Source organism: Photobacterium sp. GB-1 (assembly GCF_003026165.1).
In the GTDB taxonomy this organism is placed as follows: Bacteria; Pseudomonadota; Gammaproteobacteria; order Enterobacterales; family Vibrionaceae; genus Photobacterium.
In genome coordinates this window covers 97110-121456 of record NZ_PYOB01000009.1, presented here as the reverse complement: position 1 = coordinate 121456, position 24347 = coordinate 97110, and the positions used below count along the sequence as shown (strand labels likewise).

The following is a 24347-nucleotide window of genomic DNA, read 5'->3' as shown; positions in this document are numbered from 1 at the left end:
AAAAAAATAATGGCAGTGTAATAAATCACACTGCCATTTATAATGACAATGATTGGCGAAGTCTTAATTTAAATTAACTTAATTAGTTAAGATTGTAATCTTTTCGATAATTGATAACTTGTTTATCAAAATTAATCATTAATGATTTTTTATCCTCTTGAACTTTCATTGATTCAAAACAAAATAAGAAATCGACTTTATTATCTAAACCTTGAGCAATATCAACAACGTGAGATAAGCACGTATCGTAATTTCCTGCCGCATTACTATTGATGATTTCATCAATCGATGCCTCTGCTTGGGTGTAACAGAGGTAATTTTCTAAGTAAATGCTTAGCTCAGCTTTGGCTTGCGTTGGGTTCTCATTCACATTGATAAATAACATTAATCGATGACGAATATCGGTGATATTGATATTAAACTTAGCCGCGGTTGTCTCGTAATGTTTTAATAAATCAATGCGCTTTTTTTGGTTATCATCCCACTTAAACAGAAGTGGCACCCCATATTTAGCTGCTTTTTCAACGGTTTCGTTGCTGGTGGCTAAAATATGAACGTTATTACCAATACTAACAAGTGGAGCTAGTTTCGTTTCATCATGATAACTTTTATCTATGTGGTATTCGCTAAATGCAACAACATCATAGATGGATGTATCTTCATGAATAATACGTAATGTTTCTAACGCATTATTCATGGTTAATGATGGATCTTGCTGTCCTACATGATAAAAATTAAGGAAGAAGACGCCATAATTCCATTTTGTCATTTTATTATCCTGAGACTTATTATTATAGATTTTTCTTGATTTTGTTATTAACCATATTAATAAGGTCGATGACAGCTGCTTTATTTTTCATAGATTCAAAAGATAACAATACATTCTTTGAACCTGTTATTTCTAAAGCATATTTAGTGGAGTCATAATATTCATCTTCTGTACCTACCGCGTGTTGCTTAATTAGCTCTTCAATTTTTTCTTCTTGATCTGCATTTGGGTAAGCTTCTGCAATATAATCGCGGATATAGTCACGCATTTCTTGTTTAGCAATATCGCTATCTGTATTTAGATTAACAAGTAATGGGAATTGGTGATCAATATTAGTAATATCGACATTATTTTCAGCCGCGACAGCTAAATAATGTTGATAGTAATTTTCTTTTTCAGCTAGGGTGTCACTCCAGCGGTAAGTCAGCGGCAGGCCTTTGACCGCTGCCCACTCAACCACGCCCATACTTGTAGCTAAGATATACTGTTTTAGGTTTTCTTTACTAATACAGTGTGGGTTGATAGAGATTTTTGGGAAGTTATAAAAGTCATTATTAGCATGACAGTAGTTAGTAGTAATACCATCATTTAAAATGTCATAACAAGCTTCAAATTGCTGTTGTTGACTATCGCGTTGGCGCTTAAAGAAGTCCATCTCGAAATCATTAACACAATCACTTAATCCTAGAATAAAACGTCCATCAGACATTTGATCAAGCAAGCTTGTTTCTTCTGCAATACGTACCGGATGGTGAGTTGTGATAACTTGATTCAATGAACCAATATGAAGACGTTCGGTTAAACCGAGTAAAAAACTTGCAGCTGTTATAGGAGCACCTACGATACCGTTTTTAGAAAAATGGTGTTCGTTAATGAAAGCGGTATTGAAGTGGTACTCGTCTTTATCGACTAATGCAACAGTGTTGATCATGTTGTCGAGTACGTCTTCAGATGTCATACCTTTAAGCTGAAAGTTTAGAAAGAATAATCCAAAATTCATGTTATTTTCCTTATTTATCATTTAATTCAAGATGTTAAATCTAGTGGTTTATTTCGGATCTTTTAGGTATGGCGCCACTTGTGTCATAAAGCGTTCCATAGAAGCAATGATTTCTTGCTCTGAACCGTTTGCTTCAAAACCAAGGGTAATATTTTTGATCCCTGTTGCATCAATATCGCGTTGCATGATTTCAATACATTTTTCAGGTGTGCCAACAGGGTTAAGGTTATTACTGTAATCAAGACGACGGCGGCTATCGGTATGGCCTTGTAATACAAAGTCACGCCATTGACCTTTGTGGTAGTCATAGCCACGAGTTTGGTTACTGTCTTTAAAGATATTTGTCGCATTTGTGTAAGAGTCATACCAGTTTGATAAGAAGTCACGACATGCACTTTCTGCTTTTTCTTGATCGTCATTAACAGAACAGATGAAGGTCATACTGTGGTCGATATTCTTAATATCGTGACCATGTTCAGTTGCAATTTCATTGTACAGTTCCATCTGTGCTTTTTTCTCGCTGGTTGTGATGATCCAACTTAGCACCATAGGCAAACCACGTTCTGCTAACCAAGTTGTTGTCGCGGCAGATTCGGCTGTCATACAAGTAGGGATTTTGTCTGAGTAGGCTTCTGGATAGACATTTACATCTTGGAATTCAATATTTTTACCATCAGTGTGTAAAACACCTGATTTTGAGCCGTCCATGATCATTTTATGGAAATCTTCAGTGATCGAACGGGAATCTTCCATCGTAACACCGAATACCCGGAAATCTTTATGGTATAAACCACGGACTACGCCAAAGTTAAAACGACCTTTTGACATTTGATCCAGTAGCATTAGATCTTCCATTTGACGCGCAGGGTGAGCTGTTGGAAGTACGATACCCATTGTGCCAACATTGAGTTTTTTGGTACGACCAAGAATATTGGCACAAGCAACATATAGGTTACCGGTTAGGCCAAATTCAGTGAAATGGTGTTCAAGCGTCCAGAAGGTATCGAAGTTTAATTCTTCTGAAGCAACGCCAAGTCGAACAAAGCGATCCATGACTTCTTTATGAGATTCACCTGGTGGCTGGTATGAGAAACAAATATTGCCAAATTTCATTATATTTTCCTTTTAATGAATAAAATATGTATTGGTTTAAGCGCTAGCGAACATTTCGTTTTCAATTTTATTTTTTAAACGACGTTCATTAACTGTAATAATGGTGAGATCTTCAAAGTTTGGTTCACTAATATCGTCCGCTAAATCGAGTACTTCACTGTCTAAGCCTATTGCGGCTTTGGTTACCGATTGGTAGAAATTACGCAGGACGATCAGGTTCTCACCTAAATCATGTGATGAACCAATTAATGAGTAAATTTTGGTTTTATCTGAGTTGATATTTCCGATTAAGTGTTTCACTTCTTCTTTGCAGACCCAATTATCGCCATTTGAAACAAAGGCAATAAAAGGAATATCTAGATCTTTAGTTTTATTTACTGTTGAATCTAAAGTATCCCAACTATTATCAAAACAGTCAGTCACAAAGACTTTTGAGCCTAAGTTATAACCTTCGAAATTTAAATCTTCAGGGATATCATTAATTTCCATTTGTAGATAATCATAATCAAGTGCTTTCTCAAGTGTGCTTCTTAAATTAACAACACCAACAGCCGTAATGAGGAATGATAATTTAATCTCAGTAGCAACATCATAGGCAATACGAGCAGAAAGACTTGAAGCAATTAGTCCAATTTCATTAATACCACGATCATTTAGCCAATCAATGACTGTTAATAAACTTTGTTTGCCAACAGACATAGAAAACTGATTAATTTCACCACTACTTAAGCCAACATGATTTAATGAATCATAACGAATAACATGAAAACCATTATTTGCTAAATATTCAGCAAGGCCAGCGAAATGGTCCATTCGACGGGCAAAACCAGCTGCAATAACAATCGTATTATTGCGCTTAACCTCTTGATTTTTAGGCAGAGTTTCCCATACGCGGATGTGACGATTATCACCTAGGTTAATAACGTGATCAATAGGTGCTGAGGTTTGAGTATTGTTCATAATATTTCTCTTTTATGGTACAAAAACGAGGAATTTATCTTCTTCTAGGTAACGCGTTTGTTCTATTTTGACTGCGACATCTTTAGTGGTATAAGTCGATGGTCTTTCATGTGAAATATATTTAACAAGACGCTGAAGTGGACGCATACCGTCATGTGCGCCACCCACTCGAAATATATTATTCATACCTGATTCAATAATACGTTCCGCACCGTGTGCCGCTAATGTATCTCTATATTTAAATGATGCTTCCCATGGTGTAATTGAAACTGTTTGGGTTACATTATTTTGAAGATAGGGAGTAATCTCCGAAATATCTTTCACGTGATGAATATACGCAGAACGAGATAATGGTTGATTACCGAATGAACCCGCTGGAGATTGCGTTAATAACCAAGACTGCTCGTCACCTTTTTGCACTTTATATTTGGCAAATAAACATTCTCTTTCTGTTAAAGAAAATGCGCCCTTTTCATCGAAAGATTGATCGCCTTTGGGCAGTATGTCTTTATAGATGTTTAATTGCTGAGTTAGCTCTGCAAAAAAAGTATCGATATTGTCACCCATGTAATAGATATCTTGGGTAGAGAAACAAGCTTGTTGATCATAAAAACAGATGTCGTGAGCAACACCAATGGCAGCTGCTTTAATATCTGTTGGGTTATCAACAATCGAAATACTTTTCTTTGGACCAAATTTAAGAATATCAACGTGTGCTGGGGTATGTTTTGTTGCCCATTTGATTGCATCGTTACCCCCCCAAGCCACAACCACATCTGCACAGCTCATGATTTTTTGTGGAATAGTGATATCTTCACTATGTGACCAATACATGACTGACATAGATCGAGTTATTGGGTGGTCGGCATCGGTATCAATAAAACTTGAAGCCAGTGCGGTTGCGGTAAATGGATCAGCAGACGATGTTTTAATGATGCATTCGTTTTTAGTTAGAATAGCGCGCAGGATAGATGTCACACCAGACAGCGGAACGTTACCCGCTAATAAATGGATAGACTTGCCTTTTGGCAGCGCCTTGACATAGCAATCACCTTGGGGGAGCCATTCATCAACGATATGGCGAGAACTGAGATCATTTTCAACAATGTCATACAGCGCACTTTTGCTACATAGGATCATCGAAATCCAGTTCGCTTCTAGTTTTGCCATCTCAGGAGAGTAGCCCATGAATTTGACTAGATCGCGAATATAAGTAAGGCGACGGCTATAGTTTTCACTCTTCCATTTTTGCCCTACAGTATACAAGAAGTTAACTATCTTGTTGATATTTAAGTTATTTTCTATTTTTAGTGAGGTGATCGCCTCAGCATCAATGTCTGTAATGATAGGTACATTGACGGTGTTATTGTTAAGCGTAAGTTCGCGGACTTCATGTTCTGACGTGTCTCGAACTTCGCCTCCAATAATCAATGGGATCTTCTTAATCATGCAATCTCCGTTAACATGCTGTTAAATTCTATTCCTTTTAGGGATGCGTTAATGCCCCTTAGGAACAAAAATAAGGCTAGATGAATAATTATTACCATGTAAGTTGATTTTTATTTGTTTATAAATATTCGAGATTTTGATCACACTATAAAAACAATTATTTTTAACTCTTCATATCCACATCTATTATGTCTAGCTTTTTCGACATTTTTTCCGTCTTTTTTTTGGTCAATAATTGCTCATTTCTTGGTTTTTAATATTTTTACGGAGTGAGTTTAGGTATGTTTATTTGTGTTTTTTTATCGTTGAAATTTTATTTTTTTTTGTTTTTTTTTATTTTTACTACGATATTTATCGAATTAAAATGTATTTCATTTTTTGTTTGTTGATAGGTTTGTATTTGTGGGGATAAATATTGCTACAAGTAAATAAAAAAGCAATATTTTGCCAATAATCACTGCTTTTTATTGCTTTGTTTTTTATTAACTATATGTTTTGTTGGGGTTTATTTTTGCTTAGTGTGCATGTTGTGGGGTTGAGGGGGTTATCATGCTCTGATATTTAAATGTGTAAAAAAAGCGGTGTGATAAATGGGTGATATTGATATTTCCCATTTTAATGTTATTGGTGATTTATAATTAATACAAGTGTGTGAATTATATTTCTATATTTAAATTTTTGTGATGATATTAAAAAAAATCTTGTGCTTTATTTGTATTTTAATCTCAAATTACTAAACTCTTGATGAATCTATTGGCATACATTAAGAAAAAATATAAGAGTCTAGAAAAGGAGACATTGATGTTTAGAGGTATTGTTCAAGGTCGTGGTGTTATTAAATCCATATCAAAAAGTGAAGATAGTCAACGACATGGTATTGTATTCCCTGGGGGTATGCTTGAGCTTGTTGACATAGATACTGTAATGTTAGTAAATGGTTGCTCCTTGACTGTCGTGCGTATTTTAAACGATACGGTGTACTTTGATATTGACCAAGCATTGGGTACGACAACATTTGAGAGTTTAAAGGAAGGTGATCAGGTAAATCTTGAGATCCACCCTAAATTTGGTGAAGTGGTTGGTCGTGGCGGATTAACAGGGAACATTAAAAGCACGGCATTAGTGACTGGGGTAGAAGAGGATGAAGCGGGTTTTTCAGTATTTATTGATATTCCTAAATCGTTATCTGAAAACTTAATGGTACAAGACGACATTGGTATCGATGGCGTTTCTTCGCCGATCACTGATATGTCAAACAGTGTTATTACATTGCATTACCCTCGTGATTTACTAGCCAATACTAACCTTGCGATGTTAAAAAAAGACGTGAAAGTGAACGTTGAAATTTTAAATGAATGGTAGTGATTAAATTCTGCTATTAAATATAAGCGCATTATTTTAATGCGCTTATTTGTTTTATTTTAAAGCAGTTGGCGCAGTATATAAGTACCACATACTTTGTGGTGTACAAAAAAAGGAGGTGGTGTATGGAAAAAAAAATGCCGACATTCCATGTCGAAACGTTAGACGAATCAAAAACATACCATCATCATGATTATCCTCAGATTATTATAGGATTAATGGGGCAAAGTGAACTGTCGATAGAAGATAGTTCACTTTGTCTTTCTTCTGGTATGGGATGCCGAATTAATGCCAATGTTAACCATGGTTTTTGTGGCGGACCTAACAACCAAGTTTTAGTGATGAATTTACCACCATTGATATCAATGACTGATGTGGAACAGTTCAGTAATGGCAATTTCAGCTTAGATGCACGTACTCATCAGCTTATTTCATTGTTAGCGATTGAATTAAAAGAACATGCTCAGGATAGTGTGTTATCACAATCGATCAGTAACACCTTACAGTGCTTAATTAATCGTAGCTTAATGAGCTTTGATGAAAAAAAAGTAACACGTCTAAATATGGCGCTTATTGATAGTTATATCCAGCAGAATATTCAGAAGAAGATCTCAGTGGCTGATCTATCCAGCATTGCTTTTTTAGCACAAAGCCAATTTTATGTCTTATTTAGAAAGCAAATGGGGATAACGCCACATCAATATGTATTGCGAAAACGATTAGAGTTAGCAAAGCAATTGATTGCAGAAACTCAAAAACCGTTATCGGAAGTTGCACAATTATGCGGATTCTCAAGTCAAAGCAGCTTTAGTCAAGCTTTTCGCCGTCTATACGGGACATCTCCCATACGATATCAGTTCTTTATTCAATAAGTTATAAGTAGCACTTAGCAGTAATATCGCGCTATATGGGTTAACTATATAGCGCTTTTTTATGTGTGAGATCTCGTATTATTCATTGTTGGAGAAAAAATAAAACATCCCGTAGGAATTCATAAGACGAGATAAAATTTTATCCATACTATCTACAGGCAATAACAGATTAATAACATGACAGTGTTGTTTATTATCATCTCACTGAGATGCCATAGAGGAAACCTGATGTTTAAAGCCGTTGATATACTCCATTCTTCCTTTATAGAGAAGCCGTTAGCTCAATTATGGGCATTAATTTCACCACTGTATGCTGTTGATGAGTCTGAGTGGTTAACACAGTTGCTACCCTTAGCAGAACCTACCGATGAAGAACGTACGTATAGTGCAGCGCAAGCCAGTGAGCTTATTGCTCGTGTCCGTGCCGATAAAAATGCGGTGCAAATGATAGACGCACTGCTATTGGAATATAGCCTAGAGACCAAAGAAGGGATCTTATTAATGTGCTTAGCTGAAGCACTGATGCGTATTCCTGATCCGGCTACTGCTGATGCCCTAATTCGCGATAAATTAAGTGTTGCTGATTGGAAATCTCACCTTAAAAACTCTGATTCATTATTTGTGAATGCCTCAACATGGGGGCTCATGCTAACAGGGAAAGTAGTAACGTTAGATGCAAAACAAGACGGTACACCTACGAATGTAATTAACCGCTTGGTTAATAAAATGTCAGAGCCAATGATCAGACAAGCTATGCACCAAGCGATGAAAATCATGGGGCATCAATTTGTTCTAGGGCGAGATATTTCTGAGGCGATGAAAAACGGCAAACCTAAACGAGAGCAAGGGTTTACTTATTCATTCGACATGCTAGGTGAAGCGGCACTCACCGCTCAAGATGCCGAAAAATATTACCAAGACTACCTAACGGCGATTAAAGCGGTAGGCAAGGTCAATAGTGCCATTTCAGCTCAATCGGCTCGTCAATCATCAGATCCTACCGTATCCATTAAGTTATCTGCTTTGCATCCTCGTTACGAAGTCGCCAATGAAGCGCGTGTGTTAGAGGAAATGTACCATTCCGTACTTGAGCTATTAATTTTTGCCCGCGAGCATAACGTTGGGATCACGATAGATGCTGAAGAAGCAGACAGATTAGAATTATCATTAAAGCTATTTGAAAAACTGTATCGCGCAAAAGAAGTAAAAGGTTGGGGGCGTTTCGGTTTAGTTGTACAAGCGTATTCGAAACGTGCTCTACCTGTATTAGCGTGGCTTGCTGCCCTTTCTAAACAACAAGGTGATGTGATTCCACTTCGATTAGTAAAAGGCGCCTATTGGGATAGTGAACTGAAACTTTGTCAGCAAGCAGGCTTCAATGGCTACCCAGTTTTTACTCGTAAAGAAGCGACAGACAGCTCTTATTTAGCCTGTGCGAGATTTCTACTATCTGAGCCTTTAAAAGGGCTGATCTACCCACAATTTGCGACTCATAATGCTCACACGATCAGTGCTATTGTCGCGATGGCGAAGCATTCTTACTTTGAATTCCAACGCCTGCATGGCATGGGAGATGCGCTATATAACCATGTGATGGATATGCATAAAACACAGGTACGTATTTATGCACCAGTGGGAAGCCATAAAGACTTACTGCCATACCTTGTTCGTCGTTTATTAGAAAATGGTGCCAATAGTTCGTTTGTTCATCGCTTGGTTGATGCTAATTGTCCAATTGCCGATCTCACACAACACCCTGTTGATGTGCTTAAGCAACGTAAGACACTGCACAATAGCTTGATCCCATTACCGATAGATATTTTTGGCGCTGAACGTAAAAACTCATCAAGTATTAATATTGATATTGAATCACAGTGGCAGCCATTTCATCAGGCGGTACGTGCCTTTGATAAGGTGAGGTGGAAAGCCTCGCCTATTTTGAATGGAAAACCAAAGGCTATTTTAGCTGCCGAGCGAGTTTGCGTGACGGCACCTTATGATCGTGAGGAAGTGGTGGGTGAACTGATCTATGCCACATCATCACAAGTGGATACCGCAATGGCATCTGCCCATGACGCTTTTGCTGATTGGTCACAACGTTCTGCAAGCGATCGTGCAAATTACTTATTGCTATTGGCCGATAAACTTGAATTACATCAAGCAGAATTAGTGGCGTTGTGTCACCGTGAAGCAGGTAAAACTATCCACGATGCCATTGATGAAATTCGTGAAGCGGTAGATTTTTGTCGTTATTACGCAGAGCAGGCACAAACTAATTTTGCTAAGCCTAAACGCATCACTAGCTTTGATGGTGTCGATCAAGAGATGACCTATCAAGGGCGTGGTGTCTTTGTTTGTATTAGCCCTTGGAATTTCCCGTTGGCCATTTTCTTAGGTCAAGTGTGTGCCGCTTTAGTTGCAGGTAATACCGTCGTGGCGAAACCTGCAGAGCAAACCTCATTAATTGCTTGTCGTGCTATTGAATTACTACTGCTTACTGGTCTTCCACAAGGTGTTATTCAAGTAGTAACAGGATTGGGTCGTGAGATAGGCCATCAGTTGACGTCAGATGAGCGTGTTGCTGGTATCGCCTTTACAGGTTCTACACCCACAGCGCAATTGATTAATCGTACCTTAATGGCACGTGACTGTGCGCCAGTCCCATTCATTGCCGAAACGGGCGGTCAAAATGCAATGATCGTTGATAGTACAGCACTACCGGAACAAGTCGTACGTGATGTATTACGTTCCGCGTTTGCCTCTGCCGGTCAACGTTGTTCAGCATTACGCGTCCTCTTTATTCAGCAAGATATTGCCGAACGTGTGATCACGTTAATCAAAGGGGCGATGGCTGAACTTAAGGTTGGGGATCCGCAATTACATGCTACCGATGTGGGGCCTGTCATTGATCGTGCGGCAAAGCAAAAGCTGCTTACTCATATTGAATCGTTAAAAAACCAAGCACGATTGATTTGCCAAACGCCGCTGTCAGAAAGCTGTGCGAATGGCGATTTTGTTCCGCCGACGGCCATTGAAATTAAACATATTAACCTATTAGAGCAAGAGCACTTTGGCCCAATTCTGCATATTGTGCGTTTTAAGGCGAGCGAGATTGATCAAGTCGTTAATCAAATTAATCAAACAGGATTTGGTTTAACAATGGGAATACATAGTCGAAATGAGCGTACCTATAGTGAAATAGCGTCACGCGCAAAAGTCGGTAATTGTTATATCAATCGCGATCAAGTAGGCGCCGTTGTTGGCGTCCAGCCTTTTGGTGGTCGAGGGTTATCAGGAACAGGACCAAAAGCGGGCGGGCCTCATTATTTGTATCGTTTTATGCAGTCAACGATTGCGCCAATCAATGTTACTCATCAATGCGAGATGGAAGGAGTAAACGATGAAAAATAATTCACAGTTAATGGCGTTATCTCCGCAATTACAAAAATCACTACAAAGTAGCATTTTTGCGTTTTCGGTATGGAATGATCTGGACTTTGAAACGCGAATCGCTATTCTACGCCGCTGGGCAAAATCGCTAGATAATCAATCTGCGATGATGGTGAATTTTCAGTGTAATAATGCACTGGAAATGGTGGCTGAAATGCAAGTAATGCCAGGGCCAACAGGTGAAAGTAACACGCTTTATTGTGTTGGACGCGGCGTATTTGTTGTCACTGCAAGCGATGACGTCGCTAATCATGTGGTGATTGCTCAAATCGCCACTGCATTGGTGTGTGGTAACAGCGTTATGTTGTGTTTATCGCCTGATCACCCTTTAAATACTGGTGCCATTCTCAGTCAGCTAGAGCCGGCAGGATGTGTCGCCAATGTACTTAGTGTTATTGAGGACATTGAGCTTGAATCGTTAATTCAAAGTGAAGAGGTTGCAGCAGTTGCTTATAGCGGTACTGCTGAACGTGCGTTGAGCTTAGCGCGTCAATTAGCGGCGAGAAGCGGACAGTTAGCGCAATTAGTGGCAGAAACCGATTTTGATCATCTACCTGTCATTGGTAGCCCAAGTTACTGTTTACGCTTTATCACTGAACGTACCAGAACCATCAATATTACAGCCGTCGGCGGTAATGCAACGTTATTAGAGCTTGGTTGTGGAGAAACCGACTGACCAGACCTTGCTTAATATGATAATAGGCCTTTGCCATGAACAAAGGCCACTTAACAGGAAGTACAACTTATGATTGAAAATAACTTCGCGATTACAGCGACCTTTGTAGCGTATCTACTAGGGATGCTAGCGATTGGTTATATCGCCTATAAACGCACATCGAGCTCCAGTGATTACTTTCTCGGTGGGCGTTCATTAGGTCCTTGGCCTTCTGCGATATCTGCAGGAGCATCGGATATGAGTGGTTGGTTATTATTAGGATTACCGGGATATGCATATATCGCTGGTTTTGAGTCATTATGGCTAGCTGGTGGCCTATTACTGGGGACGTGGTTGAACTGGCTGATCTGTGCTAAACGCCTGCGCACTTATAGTATAACAGCAGACAACTCACTGACTTTACCTGAGTTTTTATCACGTCGATTTGATGATAATTCAAAGCTTATCCAAACGATTTCCGCCTTCTTTATTTTGCTCTTTTTCCTTTTCTATACCAGTGCTGGTTTAGTGGCAGGCGGAAAACTATTTGAAACCGTCTTCGGTTTAGATTACACGCTCGCGCTATTTATCGGTACTTTGTGTGTTGTAACGTATACCTTATTTGGGGGGTTCCTTGCGGTATCTTGGACTGATTTAGTGCAAGGCCTATTGATGTCAGCTGCATTGCTTATTGTGCCGATCGCAGCGATGAATGCCGATCCCGTTCAGCTAATAGAAACGCTTCATAACAAGAACCCTGAATTATTAACGCTCTGGCATGATATTAAAGGCCAGCCATTATCATTTATGGTTATTTTGTCACTATTAGGTTGGGGGCTTGGTTACTTTGGTCAGCCTCATATTCTTGCGCGTTTTAAAGCGACACGTTCAAATAAAGACATTGGTACGGCGCGTCGTATTGCCGTGGTGTGGACGGCTCTGTCGATGATTGGTGCGTTGTTAGTTGGCTTAACGGGTATTGTTTATGTTGATGGCAACCTTGGTGGTGAGTTAGCGGATAGTGAAAAAGTCTTCATGTTGTTAGTGAATGCGATTTTCCATCCCGTGATGGCCGGTATTTTACTAGCGGCAATCTTAGCGGCGATCATGAGTACTGCGGACTCTCAGTTGTTAGTCTCTTCATCGGCATTGGCTGAAGATTTCTATAAACAAGTATTTCGTCCACAAGCGTCAAGCAACGAAATTGTTATGGTTGGGCGTATTGCGGTTATTGCATTATCAATTGTTGCCTTCGTTTTAGCATTAAACCCTGATAGCTCCGTTTTAGGTCTTGTGTCTTATGCTTGGGCGGGGTTTGGTGCGGCATTTGGCCCTGTATTGCTATTAAGTTTGTACTGGAGTGGGATGAACCGTTATGGTGCGATTGCAGGTATCGTGACAGGTGCGGTCACCGTTGTGGTATGGAAGCAACTAACAGGTGGAATGTTTGACTTATATGAGATCATTCCTGGCTTTATTTTTGCCACTGTTGCGGTTGTGGTGGTAAGTAAAGCAACGGGTCGTCCGTCAGAAGCGGTACAACAGCAACATCAGCAATATCAAAAAAATCTGGTTGAATTCGATTAATATTATCTAATATTACGCAAGAAAAATCCCTGTATCAGCTTTGCTATACAGGGATTTTTTTTCGCTGAAAGTGCACTGGCTATACACGTAATGTTTTAGTCAACGAGTGGATAAACACCGTTTTCATCATGTGTTTCTTTGCCTGTGATTGGCGGATTAAATACACAAGCCATCACCATTTCTTTGTCTTTATAAGCACGTAAATAATGCTCATCGTGTTTATCAAGAATATATAGTGTACCTGGTTTAATTGGGTAAGTTTCGCCCCCAACAACTTCAATTTCACCTTCACCACTCATGCAGTAAACAGACTCTAAGTGATTTTGATAATGAATATGGGTTTCAGTGTTCTCAAAGATTGTCGTGATGTGAAAAGAAAACCCCATCTTGTCATCTTTAAGCAGCATACGAACACTTTCCCAAGTTTCAGAAGCTACACGGCGTTCACTGTCTCGACATTCATCTAATGTTCTAACAATCATTTTTCGTCCTTAAATTACGATGCTTTTCTAAAGTTTTTAGCAACAACGTGCTCAACCGCATTTTCAAAAATTGCTAAGCCTTGCTCAAGCTCTGCCGTTGTAATGGTGAGTGGACTAAAGAACTTCACGACTTCATCATTAGGACCCGCGGTTTCAATCACTAATCCATTTTCAAAACAGGCTTTGGTGATTTGGCTAGACAGATCGCCATTATTACACTCAATACCAATCATCATGCCTCGACCCTTTCTTTGCACAAACATATCAGGATGGTCGTGTAGGCATTTATCAATGACGTTAGCAATAATGTTTGAGCATGTTGCAACGTGCTTTTCTAGTTGGTCATCAGCCCAATAGGTTTCGAGTGCTTTCGTTGCTGTAATGAATGCGTGATTGTTGCCACGGAATGTGCCGTTATGCTCACCTGGGTTCCAAATATCGAGCTCTGGTTTGAATAGCACGATTGCCATTGGTAAGCCGTAACCACCAATTGATTTAGATAGGGTAACCATATCTGGTTTAATACCTGACGGCTCAAAGCTAAAGAAGGTACCAGTACGGCCACAGCCTGCTTGAATATCATCAACAATCAATAAAATATCATTTTGTTTACAGACTTTTTCTAATCGTTGTAACCACTGGTTAGACGCAACGTTTAAGCCGCCTTCGCCCTGTACTGTTTCAATCAAGACAGCGGCTGGCTTGTCCATACCTGCTGAATTATCCGCTAGCATAGTTTCAAACAATTTAAGGCCATCAATGTCCGCATAACCTTCAAATGGAATACGAGTAACATTGTTTAAACTTGTCCCTGCACCTTGACGGTGATGTTGATTGCCTGTTGCAGCTAGCGCTCCAGCTGTACAACCATGAAAACCATTGGTGAAAGCCACAATAGAGCTACGTTTTTTCACTTTACGCGCAAGTTTTAGTGCCGCTTCTACAGCGTTAGTACCCGTTGGGCCGGTAAATTGAGTAACGTAATTCAGTTGGCGAGGAGCTAAAATATTGCGTTCTAATGCTTCAAGGAAATTAGCCTTTGCTGTCGAGTGCATATCTAAACCATGAGTGATCCCATCTTGTTCGATATAGTCGAGCAAAGCCTGTTTTAAAGTAGGGTTATTATGGCCGTAGTTCAGTGATCCAGCACCGGCTAGAAAATCTAAGTAACGATCTCCTTGTTCGGTTTCAAGCCAACTCCCTTTTGCTTTAGTAAAAACGACGGGAAAACTGTTTGAGTAAGAACGAACTTTAGATTCCTGCTTCTTAAAAATATCCATGATATGGCCGTTATAATCCTTTCTGTTTAATTTGAATTAAAGGGATGCGATACAACAATTCCGTATCGTGCTTGCCTTTAAAATGTATATTCTTGTCTAAAAATGTACTGACTTCGCCATTGTTACCATTACGTGCATCAAGTTTATTAAATAACGCCCACGAAGCATTATTCTCTTCCGTAATGGTTGTTTCTATAGCGGTAATATTATTTAGAGAGTCTCGACTTAACAGGTTATCTAACATGGTAAAGGCGAGCCCTTTTCCTCGAAATTGAGGAGCAACGGCAACTTGCCATATAAATAAAGTATTTGGCTGATTAGGTTTTGGGTAACCAGAGATAAAACCTGCTATTTCACCACCATCATCTTTTGCTATAACACACGTATTACTAAAGTGAGTTGTTTGAAGAAAATTACAATAAGATGAATTGGTATCGAGAGGGGGACTGTTTGCGATCAACGTAAAAACGTCATCGCCATCATGAGCTGTTGGTGTTGAAAAAGTCCACTTTTGTATCTGGTCTTCACCTGTATCGGAAGTCATTACCGAAGGTGTTGATATGTCCATATTAAGAGTCTATTCCTTTGAGCTCTAAATAATTTGGTGGGTATTATTACCTATCAGGATGATAATTATCTGAATAAAAGTTGAATAATCGTAATTTATTTGAGCAAGATCTCGTTTTCTGATGTACATAAATGAAAGTTAAGTGGTTAGAGCTCTAAATTGTTTTGGTTGTTAAAGTATTCACGAAGAACCTTTTTAAAGACTTAAAAGCAATATTATGCATCTTGTTTTCTATTATTCTGCTGTAACTAAGCTCGGCATGGTGTGACAGTTTGTGTCGTTATTTACTGATGGGGATATAAATAATAAATAGTGATTATACTTATGATGTTGATATTTATATGTCGCTGTGAGTGTATTTATATATTGATATATATACCTTCAGGTATTTATTGAGTATTTACTATTCTATTTAACGTTTATCGTTCTCTTGAATATACGATCTTTCTGAAATGTCATTTCCCTTAATTATGCTCTTTAATTACTGTCGTTTTCATTTAAAAAGCGCATAGTATTTTCATCATTTCTTGATGGATTAAGGAAACTTATAATGTTAACTATGATTAACTTAGATATTGATAATGCCGTGGCTTTTTCAATTGATGGCAAAGTGACTGAAGATGATATGAAACGTATTTTGTTTGATGCTCAGGCGAAGACAGAATTACACGGTAAAGTTGTTATCTTTGAGCAGATTGACAATTTTGATGGGATTGAATTTTCAGCATTGCTAGAAGAAGTGCGCTATTTGTTTCATGCGGGAATATCACATGTAGCAAAAGTGGCTGTTGTTGCAGAGAAAAAATGGATAGAAAAAATCGTAAAAGTGGAAGATAAGCTGTTTCGTAAAATAGACATTAAATTCTTCCTGCCAGAAGAAAAAGATCAGGCAATTACGTTTTTAAAACAGCAATAATACGATTGAAATTAACCATGCTTGAGAAGTGATAAAATGTTCAAGCATGGTTATTTATAATGGTATAGATACGGTATCGTTAGAGTATCTTAAGTTACATTCGCTTAAAGATAATGGAAGTGTTAATCCCGCCAAACGCAAAGTTGTTGCTCATAATATATTGGCAATCAAGGTTGCGACCTTCGCCACGAATGTAGTCTAAATCACCACATTCAGGATCAACGTTCTCAAGGTTAAGCGTTGGGCTGAACCAGCCGCCATGCATCATTTCTAAACTTAGCCACGCTTCAATCGCACCACAGGCCCCAAGGGTATGGCCTAAATAGCTTTTCAGAGAGCTAATTGGAGTGTTGTTGCCAAAGATACTCGCTGTGGCTTGGCTTTCTGCAATATCACCTTTTTCGGTTGCAGTACCATGTGCTGAAATGTAACTAATTTCACTTGGCGATAAATTTGCCTGTTGCAGTGCCATCTCCATACAAAGCTGCATGGTTTCTTTTTGTGGCTGTGTTACATGGGCGGCATCACAGTTACTCGCAAATCCTACCACTTCGGCATAGATCTTAGCGCCACGTGCAACGGCATGCTCGTATTCTTCTAACACTAATGTGCCAGCACCTTCACCAATTACCAAGCCATCACGATCCGTATCATAAGGTCGTGGTGTTGATTTTGGTTCATCGTTTTTAAGGCTCGTTGCAAACAGGGTATCAAATACCGCCGATTCTGTTGGGCAAAGCTCTTCTGCGCCACCTGCAACCATCACGGTTTGATAACCGTGTTTAATCGCTTCATAGGCGTAACCAATCGCTTGGCTTCCTGAAGTACATGCACTACTTGTGGGAATAACACGGCCACGTAATTCAAAAAATAAGCCGACATTGACAGCTGTTGTATGTGGCATCATTTGAACATAAGTTGTCGCGGTGATAGCACGGGTACTTTTCTCATTTAGCATTACACCAAATGCACTGATTGCAGGCGTACTACCGGTTGATGAGCCATAGGCAATACCCGTTTGACCGTTTGTCAGTACCTCATTGTTCAGTAACCCAGCTTGAGTCAGTGCATTTTCTGTCGCCAGTGTTGATAGTTTAGAAACACGCCCCATTGAACGGATTTTTTTACGGGTGTAATGCTTCGGTAATGTAAAATTTTCAATAGGAGCTGCAAGTTTGGTATTTAAGCCGTCATAAAGCTCATAATCTTGCATATAAATAGTGGCGTTTTCACAAGCACGAAGTTTAGGTTCGATATGTTCCCAATCGTTACCAAAGGCTGTTACACCCGACATACCAGTGACAACAACGCGACGACTCATACTAAACCTCCGTTTACCGAAATCACTTGGCGAGTCACATAGCCTGCAATATCAGACATTAAGTAACTCACCAGTCCTGCTACTTCTTCAGGCTCTCCCATACGACGAAGAGGCACTTGTGGGAGTGCGTGTTCTTTTACGTGCTCATCGACCATACCGGTATCAATCAGGCCGGGCGCGACACAGTTAACTGTAATTTTACGCTTAGCAAGCTCTAGCGCTAATGACTTAGTTGCGCCAATCACCCCCGCTTTTGCGGCACTGTAATTGGTTTGCCCTCGGTTACCGGTGATCCCTGAAACCGATGCTAAGGTCACAATGCGGCCGCCTTTACGCTTTTGCACCATAGGCATTACACAAGGGTGTAACACGTTGTAGAAGCTATCAAGGTTCGTGTGGATCACGCCATCCCATTCTTGTTCTGTCATCGCAGGGAAGGCGGTATCTCGGGTGATCCCTGCGTTACTGACGACACCGTAATAAGCACCATGTTCGGCGATATCGGCTTCAAGCTGCTCGCGGCATTGCTGACGATCACTGATATCAAATTGAATAAGGCGACCATGGCCGCCAGCGTCAGTAATCGAGGCTAATGTTGCTTCAGCGCCTGGTTTATCACTCATGTAGTGAACGGCGATAGTGAAACCATCTTTAGCGAGCTGTATAGCAATTGCGCGACCGATCCCCTTACTGGCACCTGTTACGAGTACGTGTTGAGTCATGCGTTTTTCCTATTATTGTTATCTAGTTGCATTTGTTCTAATTGTGATTTTGAGGGAACAAAGGCATTGAGTTGACTGCTTGCGACGATTTGCTGATGACAAATGATTTTGCAGTCAAAAACAGCCATACCGTTATTTTCCATAATTTGTTCGGCATGAATGTCTAAAATTTCGTGTTCTTGAAATGCACTACATTCACTGTGGTAGCGACGGCAACCTAGCAGAAAACCAATGGGGGCATCTTCACCTTTTTTCCATGCGTGGAAACCAGACCAACCTGCGACGGTTTGCGCCATAAATTCGATCCCAACATAAGCGGGGATCGACTGTGTTTCTGAATCAAAGTAGAGGCAATGGCGACTGATCGCGACACGACAATGAATATGTTTTTCGCCCACATCAATCAGATCATCAACAAGGATCATCGGTGCTTCATGGGGTAAAAGTTGATGTAATGGAGGGCAATTAGTCATCGGTACGTCCAATAATAAGGCTGATGTTGTTACCACCAAATGCAAATGAGTTACTTAACATGACAGGTTTGGTGAATGCCGTATTTACAGGTGCTAATTGGATTGGCAGATCGTCTGCGACAGCACCATCATTAATTTGTGTTGGTAGCGGTAAGTCGTAACGCAGTAAATGCCAGCAAATGGCCGCTTCAACTGCGCTAGCGGCACCTAGCGTGTGTCCTGTTAATGGTTTGGTTGAACTTACAGGGACTTGATTGCCAAAAACGCGTGCAATCGCTTTTGCTTCCATTGCATCATTTAACGGGGTTGCTGTTCCATGGGCGTTGATATAACCAATATCTTCAGGGGTAAGTTTGGCATCTTTAAGGGCTTTTCGCATTGCCATTTCTGCACCAGTACCTTCTGGGTGTGGTGCTGAAATATGGTGAGCATCAGAGCTATCACCGATACCGAGTAACGCAATATGAGGAGCGGGTTGGCGTTCATCAGGCGTGCGAGCTAGCAACATAAAAGCGGCACCTTCACCAATATTTATGCCGTTACGGTTATCACTAAAGGGGTTACATAAGGTGCTAGAGAGTGAATCTAAACCATGAAAACCGTTAAGCGTTAAACGACAGAGAGTATCTGCGCCACCGACAATAACAGCATCCACTACCCCAGCTTTTAACATACGCTTGGCAGATAAAAATACCCGCCCACTAGACGAGCAAGCGGTTGATAAGGTGTAACAAGGACCGGTTAACTGATAATAGTCAGCGATAAATTGCCCTGTATTAGAAGGCTCTTGCTGGTGGTAGTGATAGTCGGTTGGAAAATTTTGGGTGTTTTTTTGGCTGGTTAACGCTTGTTCACCATCGCTGATCCCTGAGGTGGTTGTTCCAACAATGACGGCAATACGATCATGACCATACTGGGTAATTGCGCCATGAATATCAGCTTCAATTTGCTGTAAGGCCGATAAAACTAAACGATTATTTTCCGTATTCTGATGCGGAAAAACGTTGTCATCAATGGTAGGTAATGGTGATGATACTTTACCTATGACAGTATCAGAGCCGTCATTTAACCAGCCCTGAACTGGTTGCATATCAGGGCTCATTCCCTGACGTAAGCGTTGGTGGATAATGTCGTTACTACAGCCTAACGCTGAGTTAAACCCACACCCTCGAATATAGATTGGCTGTTTGTCGGCTATCTTTTGCATAGTGCTCGTATTCGGTTATTCAATGATGGCTGAGAGTTCGTTATTTTTGCGTCGATTGTAGTGTTTTAATGTCAATCGTATAGTGCTGTTGATGATGGGTGAAGATAATCTCACCTTTTAAAGGATTGGCATTTTTATAATCAATGTCCGCGATTATATCACCTTTACTATCAATTAGTTGTCGATGGTTTGGTGTTTGTTTTAATTGCCAACCTACTTGCTCTAATGGGGCTTGCCAAGCATTGATTGGCCACAGCGTGATCATGATATTAAATAATACTTGTTTGGGATCGGGTAATGTTGCTCCTAGCCCTGGCATCACGTACGTCTCAACTTTCTGATCTTGGTAATCTAAACTTAAAATACGTGTTCCCCACGAGGAAAAACCAGCTAAAGCGACACGTTTAGGATCAACTTGTAATTGGACGGGCAGTTGATGGCTTTTTTTATTCCATGTCGCAGTGATTAATTGGCTCGCCGTTAATGAGTAACCCAGTTGAGCAGGCGTCGGTAAGGTCACAAGCGTATTAGGTGCAATCTCAACTTGGTTTTGTTGCACCATTGGTTTAGTCGCACATCCCACTAACATCAGGCTAGCTATTAATAAAGTAAGCATACTGGTTGTACGTTTTCTTCTGTTTTTCATCGCTCGTTGCCTTACTTATTTGGGTGTTTGTGGTGTTCTTACTCGAGTCATTGCCAGTGGCGCGAGTAGCCAAGCGATAATGATACCTGTTAACACCGTGATACCAAAGCTGTGGATGGCTTGGGTTTCACTCAGTGCTAATAAGCCAAACGATAAGACCGTTGTTAATGCTGACAAGGTGATCGCGAGCAATGTCGTGATCCCTTGTTGGTGTCCTGTGTTAGGTTTTAGTTCAGCAAAAAAGAGGCTGTAATCAATACCGATACCCAAAATTAATATCAAGGCTAATAGGTTGAACAAGTTAAGTGGGGTGCCTGTTAAGCTAGTGATCGCAATGCCTGCTATCCCTGCAATTAATGATGGCGCGATCATTTTTACCCCTTGCTTTATGCCATAACGCCATGCAAGTAACAGATAAATGGCAAAGCTTGCCGCAATCAGTAGCCATGTGACATGTTCTCTATATTGACCAAAGAGCGATGAAATTTCATCGGCTTTATTGAGATATGTTAACCCATTATCGTGTTGTGCTAATTCTGCTATGGTGTGCTGTTGCTTGATGTCGTGCAGTAAAATGACAGCGCTATATTTACTTACACCGTGCTGATCTTTGAGTGAACCTAACCACATAAAGCGAAGAGGGGCAGAAACAGATGAGGCGAGGAAGTGCGTCATCGTTAACGGTTCAAAGGTTGCTGAAAACGTAACAGGTTTCGCAAGGTTTAAGCGTTGACTTAGTATTGCACCTTGTTCCTGATAAAGCTGTTTGACTAGTGCGAAATTGGCTTTTTGTTGGTCAAGTGTGGGGATATATTGGCCAAGGCTTTGGTAGCTTTTTAATGCTCCTTGTTGAATTAATCCATCCAAGGTGTGATCGGTTGAGGCAATTTTATTAAGCAGCGCTTGTTCACTATCCGCTTTCACTAACAGCATTTGTTGACTACTACTTACTCCCGTAATCGCTTTAATGGTGGCTTCTTGTTGTTGTAATGAAGCTGGAAGCGCTTGTAGCTGGCGAATGTCATCGTTGTAGCTCGCTTTAGTTAAACCATAGAGGGCTAACAGTGCTAATAGGATCGGTGTTACCCAGCGAACACTCGGCTGTTGCCAAATATGTAGCCAGCGACCTAATACGCTAGCAAAGGGAATCGACCGAGGTGGGCTAGGTTTAGCGGCAAGGGTTGGATACCAACACACCACAGTGGCGTAGGCGGCAGTTAAACCAATGGCTGAGAATAAAGAGAGTTGCTGCAACCCTGGGAAAGGGGCGACCAACATACCCAAATAACCAATTAGGCTCGTAATTAAACCGAGCGTTATCGCGCTAAAGATATGTTTTAAGCCTTGCTGTGAATTCCAGTGCTTACCTGCGGCTAATCTGTCGGTGAGGTAATGAAAAGCATAATCAATCGATACCCCAATTAAACTTGCGCCAAACACCAAACTAAACAGATGCACTTTGCCAAAAATAGCCACGGTTGTGACAAAGGCGGCAACTAAACCACAGGTGATAGATAACAGGGCAAGGGCTAAAGGCAAGGTGCTGCGATATACCGCGATCAATAACACGATAATGCCCAGTAGTGAGCCTAATCCAATCGTACTGATTTCATCTTCAGCACTTTTTGTCCCGTGGGCGGCATAGAAAATCACGCCAGTTTGCTGAATATCTAATGCGGAACCTGCAAGTGAATACTTACTTTCTATTTGTTTTTCTAAAGCGTGTAAAGCGGGAAGTTTATCTTGTAATTCAATGTTATAGGCTGAGCCAGCGAGATTAGCGGTAATTAACGCGTAATGCTTACCTTGATACTCCGTGGTGAGAAAACCTTGTTTGAGACTGAATTTTCCCGCTTTGGCAGTGAGCTCGGTAAGGTATTCACGAAATAATAAGAATGGGTCGTTAGTAAGCTCTGTGCCTGTAATGCCAGAAAACGGGTTATACATGGCATTTAATACGTTTTGTGTTTGTTGCTCGGGATGTTCTCGCAGTCGCGTTTGTTGCTCTGGCGTGAGCAATTGAAAGCGTTTGGGGTAATACAGTTTGGCCCATGCTTGTTGCTGATCTTGACTGACTTTGGCATCAATATGGCTAAAGAGTTTTAGCGAAGGTAGTGCTTGGCTAAAATCGTTGGCAGCTTTAATCATGGTATCGCTGTTTTTACTGCCGACAACAAAGACGACTTTGTCGCTCATGCTGGTGGCGATATGATCAAACGCTTGTTGAGCAATAGGATCTTGGCGATTTTCAGGGAGCAGTGCCAAGATGTTCGTTTCGATAGGGAGCTGTTTACGCGCGGTGAGTTGGTAGCCAAGTGCGGCTACCAAAATCAACATAATCGCGAGCCATAAGCTGGCTAACTTAGAATTGGAAAACACGTTTTTCTTCTGATGTCAGAGTCGTTGGGGTGGTGGTTTGTTGGCTAAAGGTGATGAGGGTTTTATCTCCTCGAATTTCGTCTAGCTCTAGCTTATTAATAAACTGACCACCTTCAATTGAAATTTGACTAAAGACTTTATTTAACGGGGCTGCTTTAGGCGTAAGCACTAACTGCCATTGTTCATGGGTTTTACTGTCTTTTAAGGTTTTCAGTGATAAATCAAACTGCTCTTTAAGCTGTGAAGTATCGCCTTTAAACAGTGATAAGAATACGTGGCTAAAGTAAAATACCATTGGATTTTTACTGGCAGCCAGCACTTGTGCAGGTTGATTATCAAATTGTTGGCTGAGTTTATCTTGTGTTAGCACTAAAGAAACAGGCATAGGGGCTGTTTGATGCCACCATAATCCCTTTTTGGCTGATAAGAGAAACTGACCGCTAGAGATGAGTGGTTGATCAAACATGGCCATTTCACGTTGTTGGCTAAAATCACCGCGCACTAAAGGCTCTGAAGATAACTTTGTTTGTAATTGTTCTAGCGTTATTGCATGAGCTGAAATACTGGTAAGTGCTAACATACACATAGTAAAGGATGCTTTTACCACGCGTTTTAAATGGGCACTAAAGCGAGAATGACTACACATTGTTGGCATGATATGCCTCCACTTTGTCGGTAAATATTTTAGGCGAAACAAAACACATTTCACGTTTGTCTATACTAACAGCCACTTGCATGGTGTATCCCTTCGTCATACGTGCGCCAGTTTCACCATCATAAATGACGTAATCAACCCGCAGACGATTTTCCCATTCAGTTAATGTTGCCGTCACTCGAATGGGGTGATCATAGGGAATCGCTTTTACGTATTTAACTCGGGTATCAATGATAGGCCACACATAGCCAGATGCTTCCATTTCACGATAACTGTAGTGCAATTTGTTCATTAACTGATGACGTGCTTCTTCAAAATAGCGAAAGTAGTTACCGTGATAAATAACGCCCATTGGATCGGCATCTTGAAAGTTTGTGGTGAGTGATAGCTCTGCACTAATCAATATCGGTTTACCTACTGTCATTTATTGATTTCCCAACACACATAAAATAAGAAAATATAAGTTATCAAGATGATAGTT

22 protein-coding genes are annotated in these 24347 nt (G+C 40.4%); 6 read left to right on the top strand and 16 right to left on the bottom strand.

The window, feature by feature from the left end:
• Window positions 1–82: 82 nt before the first annotated feature.
• From C9J45_RS11580 to C9J45_RS11560, 5 genes are read right to left on the bottom strand one after another with little or no spacing between them, the layout of a single operon-like run.
• On the bottom strand, window positions 83–769 hold the full coding sequence (locus C9J45_RS11580; protein ID WP_107207415.1) for an LLM class flavin-dependent oxidoreductase: 687 nt from the start codon (window positions 767–769) through the stop codon (window positions 83–85).
• A gap of 22 nt (window positions 770–791) precedes the next feature.
• Window positions 792–1769, bottom strand: coding sequence for an alkanal monooxygenase (locus tag C9J45_RS11575; RefSeq protein ID WP_107207414.1), 978 nt, complete (start codon window positions 1767–1769; stop codon window positions 792–794).
• A 48-nt stretch (window positions 1770–1817) separates the two neighbouring features.
• Window positions 1818–2882, bottom strand: a complete 1065-nt coding sequence (locus tag C9J45_RS11570) for an alkanal monooxygenase (RefSeq protein ID WP_107207413.1) — start codon at window positions 2880–2882, stop codon at window positions 1818–1820.
• 36 nt (window positions 2883–2918) lie between these two features.
• Entirely contained in the window at window positions 2919–3842 is a 924-nt protein-coding gene (locus C9J45_RS11565; RefSeq protein ID WP_107207412.1) for an acyl transferase, read from the bottom strand.
• Between the two features lie 12 nt (window positions 3843–3854).
• Window positions 3855–5291: an aldehyde dehydrogenase family protein gene (locus C9J45_RS11560; RefSeq protein WP_107207411.1), complete on the bottom strand. Its 1437-nt coding sequence runs from the start codon at window positions 5289–5291 to the stop codon at window positions 3855–3857.
• Between the two features lie 801 nt (window positions 5292–6092).
• Here C9J45_RS11560 and C9J45_RS11555 point away from each other — a divergent pair.
• The 5 genes from C9J45_RS11555 (at window position 6093) to putP (ending at window position 13217) form a co-directional block, all read left to right on the top strand.
• The gene (locus C9J45_RS11555; RefSeq protein ID WP_158260223.1) at window positions 6093–6653 is read left to right on the top strand and encodes a hypothetical protein; all 561 of its coding nucleotides are present in this window, start codon (window positions 6093–6095) and stop codon (window positions 6651–6653) included.
• Between the two features lie 125 nt (window positions 6654–6778).
• A complete protein-coding gene (locus C9J45_RS11550; protein WP_107207409.1) occupies window positions 6779–7525 on the top strand; it encodes an AraC family transcriptional regulator in 747 nt (248 codons plus the stop codon).
• A gap of 228 nt (window positions 7526–7753) precedes the next feature.
• The gene (putA, locus tag C9J45_RS11545) at window positions 7754–10936 is read left to right on the top strand and encodes a bifunctional proline dehydrogenase/L-glutamate gamma-semialdehyde dehydrogenase PutA (protein WP_107292544.1); all 3183 of its coding nucleotides are present in this window, start codon (window positions 7754–7756) and stop codon (window positions 10934–10936) included.
• On the top strand, window positions 10926–11651 hold the full coding sequence (locus C9J45_RS11540; RefSeq protein ID WP_107207407.1) for an aldehyde dehydrogenase family protein: 726 nt from the start codon (window positions 10926–10928) through the stop codon (window positions 11649–11651). The genes putA and C9J45_RS11540 overlap by 11 nt, the downstream gene beginning before the upstream one ends.
• A 69-nt stretch (window positions 11652–11720) precedes the next feature.
• Window positions 11721–13217: a sodium/proline symporter PutP gene (gene putP, locus C9J45_RS11535; protein WP_107207406.1), complete on the top strand. Its 1497-nt coding sequence runs from the start codon at window positions 11721–11723 to the stop codon at window positions 13215–13217.
• 95 nt (window positions 13218–13312) lie between these two features.
• Here putP and C9J45_RS11530 read toward each other — a convergent pair whose 3' ends face one another.
• The 3 genes from C9J45_RS11530 to ectA are packed head-to-tail and all read right to left on the bottom strand — an operon-like array spanning window position 13313 to window position 15547.
• Complete coding sequence (locus C9J45_RS11530) at window positions 13313–13699, bottom strand: ectoine synthase (protein ID WP_005366605.1); 387 nt, start codon at window positions 13697–13699, stop codon at window positions 13313–13315.
• Between the two features lie 14 nt (window positions 13700–13713).
• Entirely contained in the window at window positions 13714–14979 is a 1266-nt protein-coding gene (ectB, locus tag C9J45_RS11525; protein WP_107292543.1) for a diaminobutyrate--2-oxoglutarate transaminase, read from the bottom strand.
• 10 nt (window positions 14980–14989) lie between these two features.
• The gene (gene ectA / locus C9J45_RS11520) at window positions 14990–15547 is read right to left on the bottom strand and encodes a diaminobutyrate acetyltransferase (RefSeq protein WP_107207404.1); all 558 of its coding nucleotides are present in this window, start codon (window positions 15545–15547) and stop codon (window positions 14990–14992) included.
• 550 nt (window positions 15548–16097) lie between these two features.
• Here ectA and C9J45_RS11515 point away from each other — a divergent pair.
• Window positions 16098–16463 carry an STAS/SEC14 domain-containing protein gene (locus C9J45_RS11515; protein ID WP_107207403.1) on the top strand — a complete coding sequence of 122 codons (366 nt, stop codon included), beginning with the start codon at window positions 16098–16100 and terminating at the stop codon, window positions 16461–16463.
• Window positions 16464–16557: 94 nt separating this feature from the next.
• Here the strand turns inward: C9J45_RS11515 and C9J45_RS11510 are convergent, their stop codons facing one another.
• The 8 genes from C9J45_RS11510 to C9J45_RS11475 are packed head-to-tail and all read right to left on the bottom strand — an operon-like array spanning window position 16558 to window position 24290.
• Window positions 16558–17784 (bottom strand): beta-ketoacyl-ACP synthase, encoded by a 1227-nt coding sequence (locus C9J45_RS11510; RefSeq protein WP_107207402.1) that lies wholly within the window; start codon window positions 17782–17784, stop codon window positions 16558–16560.
• Window positions 17781–18506, bottom strand: a complete 726-nt coding sequence (locus C9J45_RS11505) for a 3-ketoacyl-ACP reductase FabG2 (protein WP_107288059.1) — start codon at window positions 18504–18506, stop codon at window positions 17781–17783. Before C9J45_RS11505 ends, C9J45_RS11510 begins: the two co-directional genes overlap by 4 nt.
• Window positions 18503–18979: a hotdog family protein gene (locus C9J45_RS11500; RefSeq protein WP_107207400.1), complete on the bottom strand. Its 477-nt coding sequence runs from the start codon at window positions 18977–18979 to the stop codon at window positions 18503–18505. Before C9J45_RS11500 ends, C9J45_RS11505 begins: the two co-directional genes overlap by 4 nt.
• Window positions 18972–20186, bottom strand: coding sequence for a beta-ketoacyl-[acyl-carrier-protein] synthase family protein (locus C9J45_RS11495; protein ID WP_107292542.1), 1215 nt, complete (start codon window positions 20184–20186; stop codon window positions 18972–18974). Before C9J45_RS11495 ends, C9J45_RS11500 begins: the two co-directional genes overlap by 8 nt.
• 40 nt (window positions 20187–20226) lie before the next feature.
• The gene (locus C9J45_RS11490) at window positions 20227–20832 is read right to left on the bottom strand and encodes a DUF3261 domain-containing protein (protein ID WP_107246543.1); all 606 of its coding nucleotides are present in this window, start codon (window positions 20830–20832) and stop codon (window positions 20227–20229) included.
• 15 nt (window positions 20833–20847) lie between these two features.
• Window positions 20848–23211, bottom strand: coding sequence for an MMPL family transporter (locus tag C9J45_RS11485; RefSeq protein ID WP_107292541.1), 2364 nt, complete (start codon window positions 23209–23211; stop codon window positions 20848–20850).
• Window positions 23195–23866, bottom strand: coding sequence for an outer membrane lipoprotein carrier protein LolA (locus C9J45_RS11480; RefSeq protein WP_107207396.1), 672 nt, complete (start codon window positions 23864–23866; stop codon window positions 23195–23197). The genes C9J45_RS11485 and C9J45_RS11480 overlap by 17 nt, the downstream gene beginning before the upstream one ends.
• Window positions 23850–24290 (bottom strand): thioesterase family protein, encoded by a 441-nt coding sequence (locus C9J45_RS11475; RefSeq protein ID WP_107207395.1) that lies wholly within the window; start codon window positions 24288–24290, stop codon window positions 23850–23852. The genes C9J45_RS11480 and C9J45_RS11475 overlap by 17 nt, the downstream gene beginning before the upstream one ends.
• Window positions 24291–24347 lie beyond the last annotated feature (57 nt).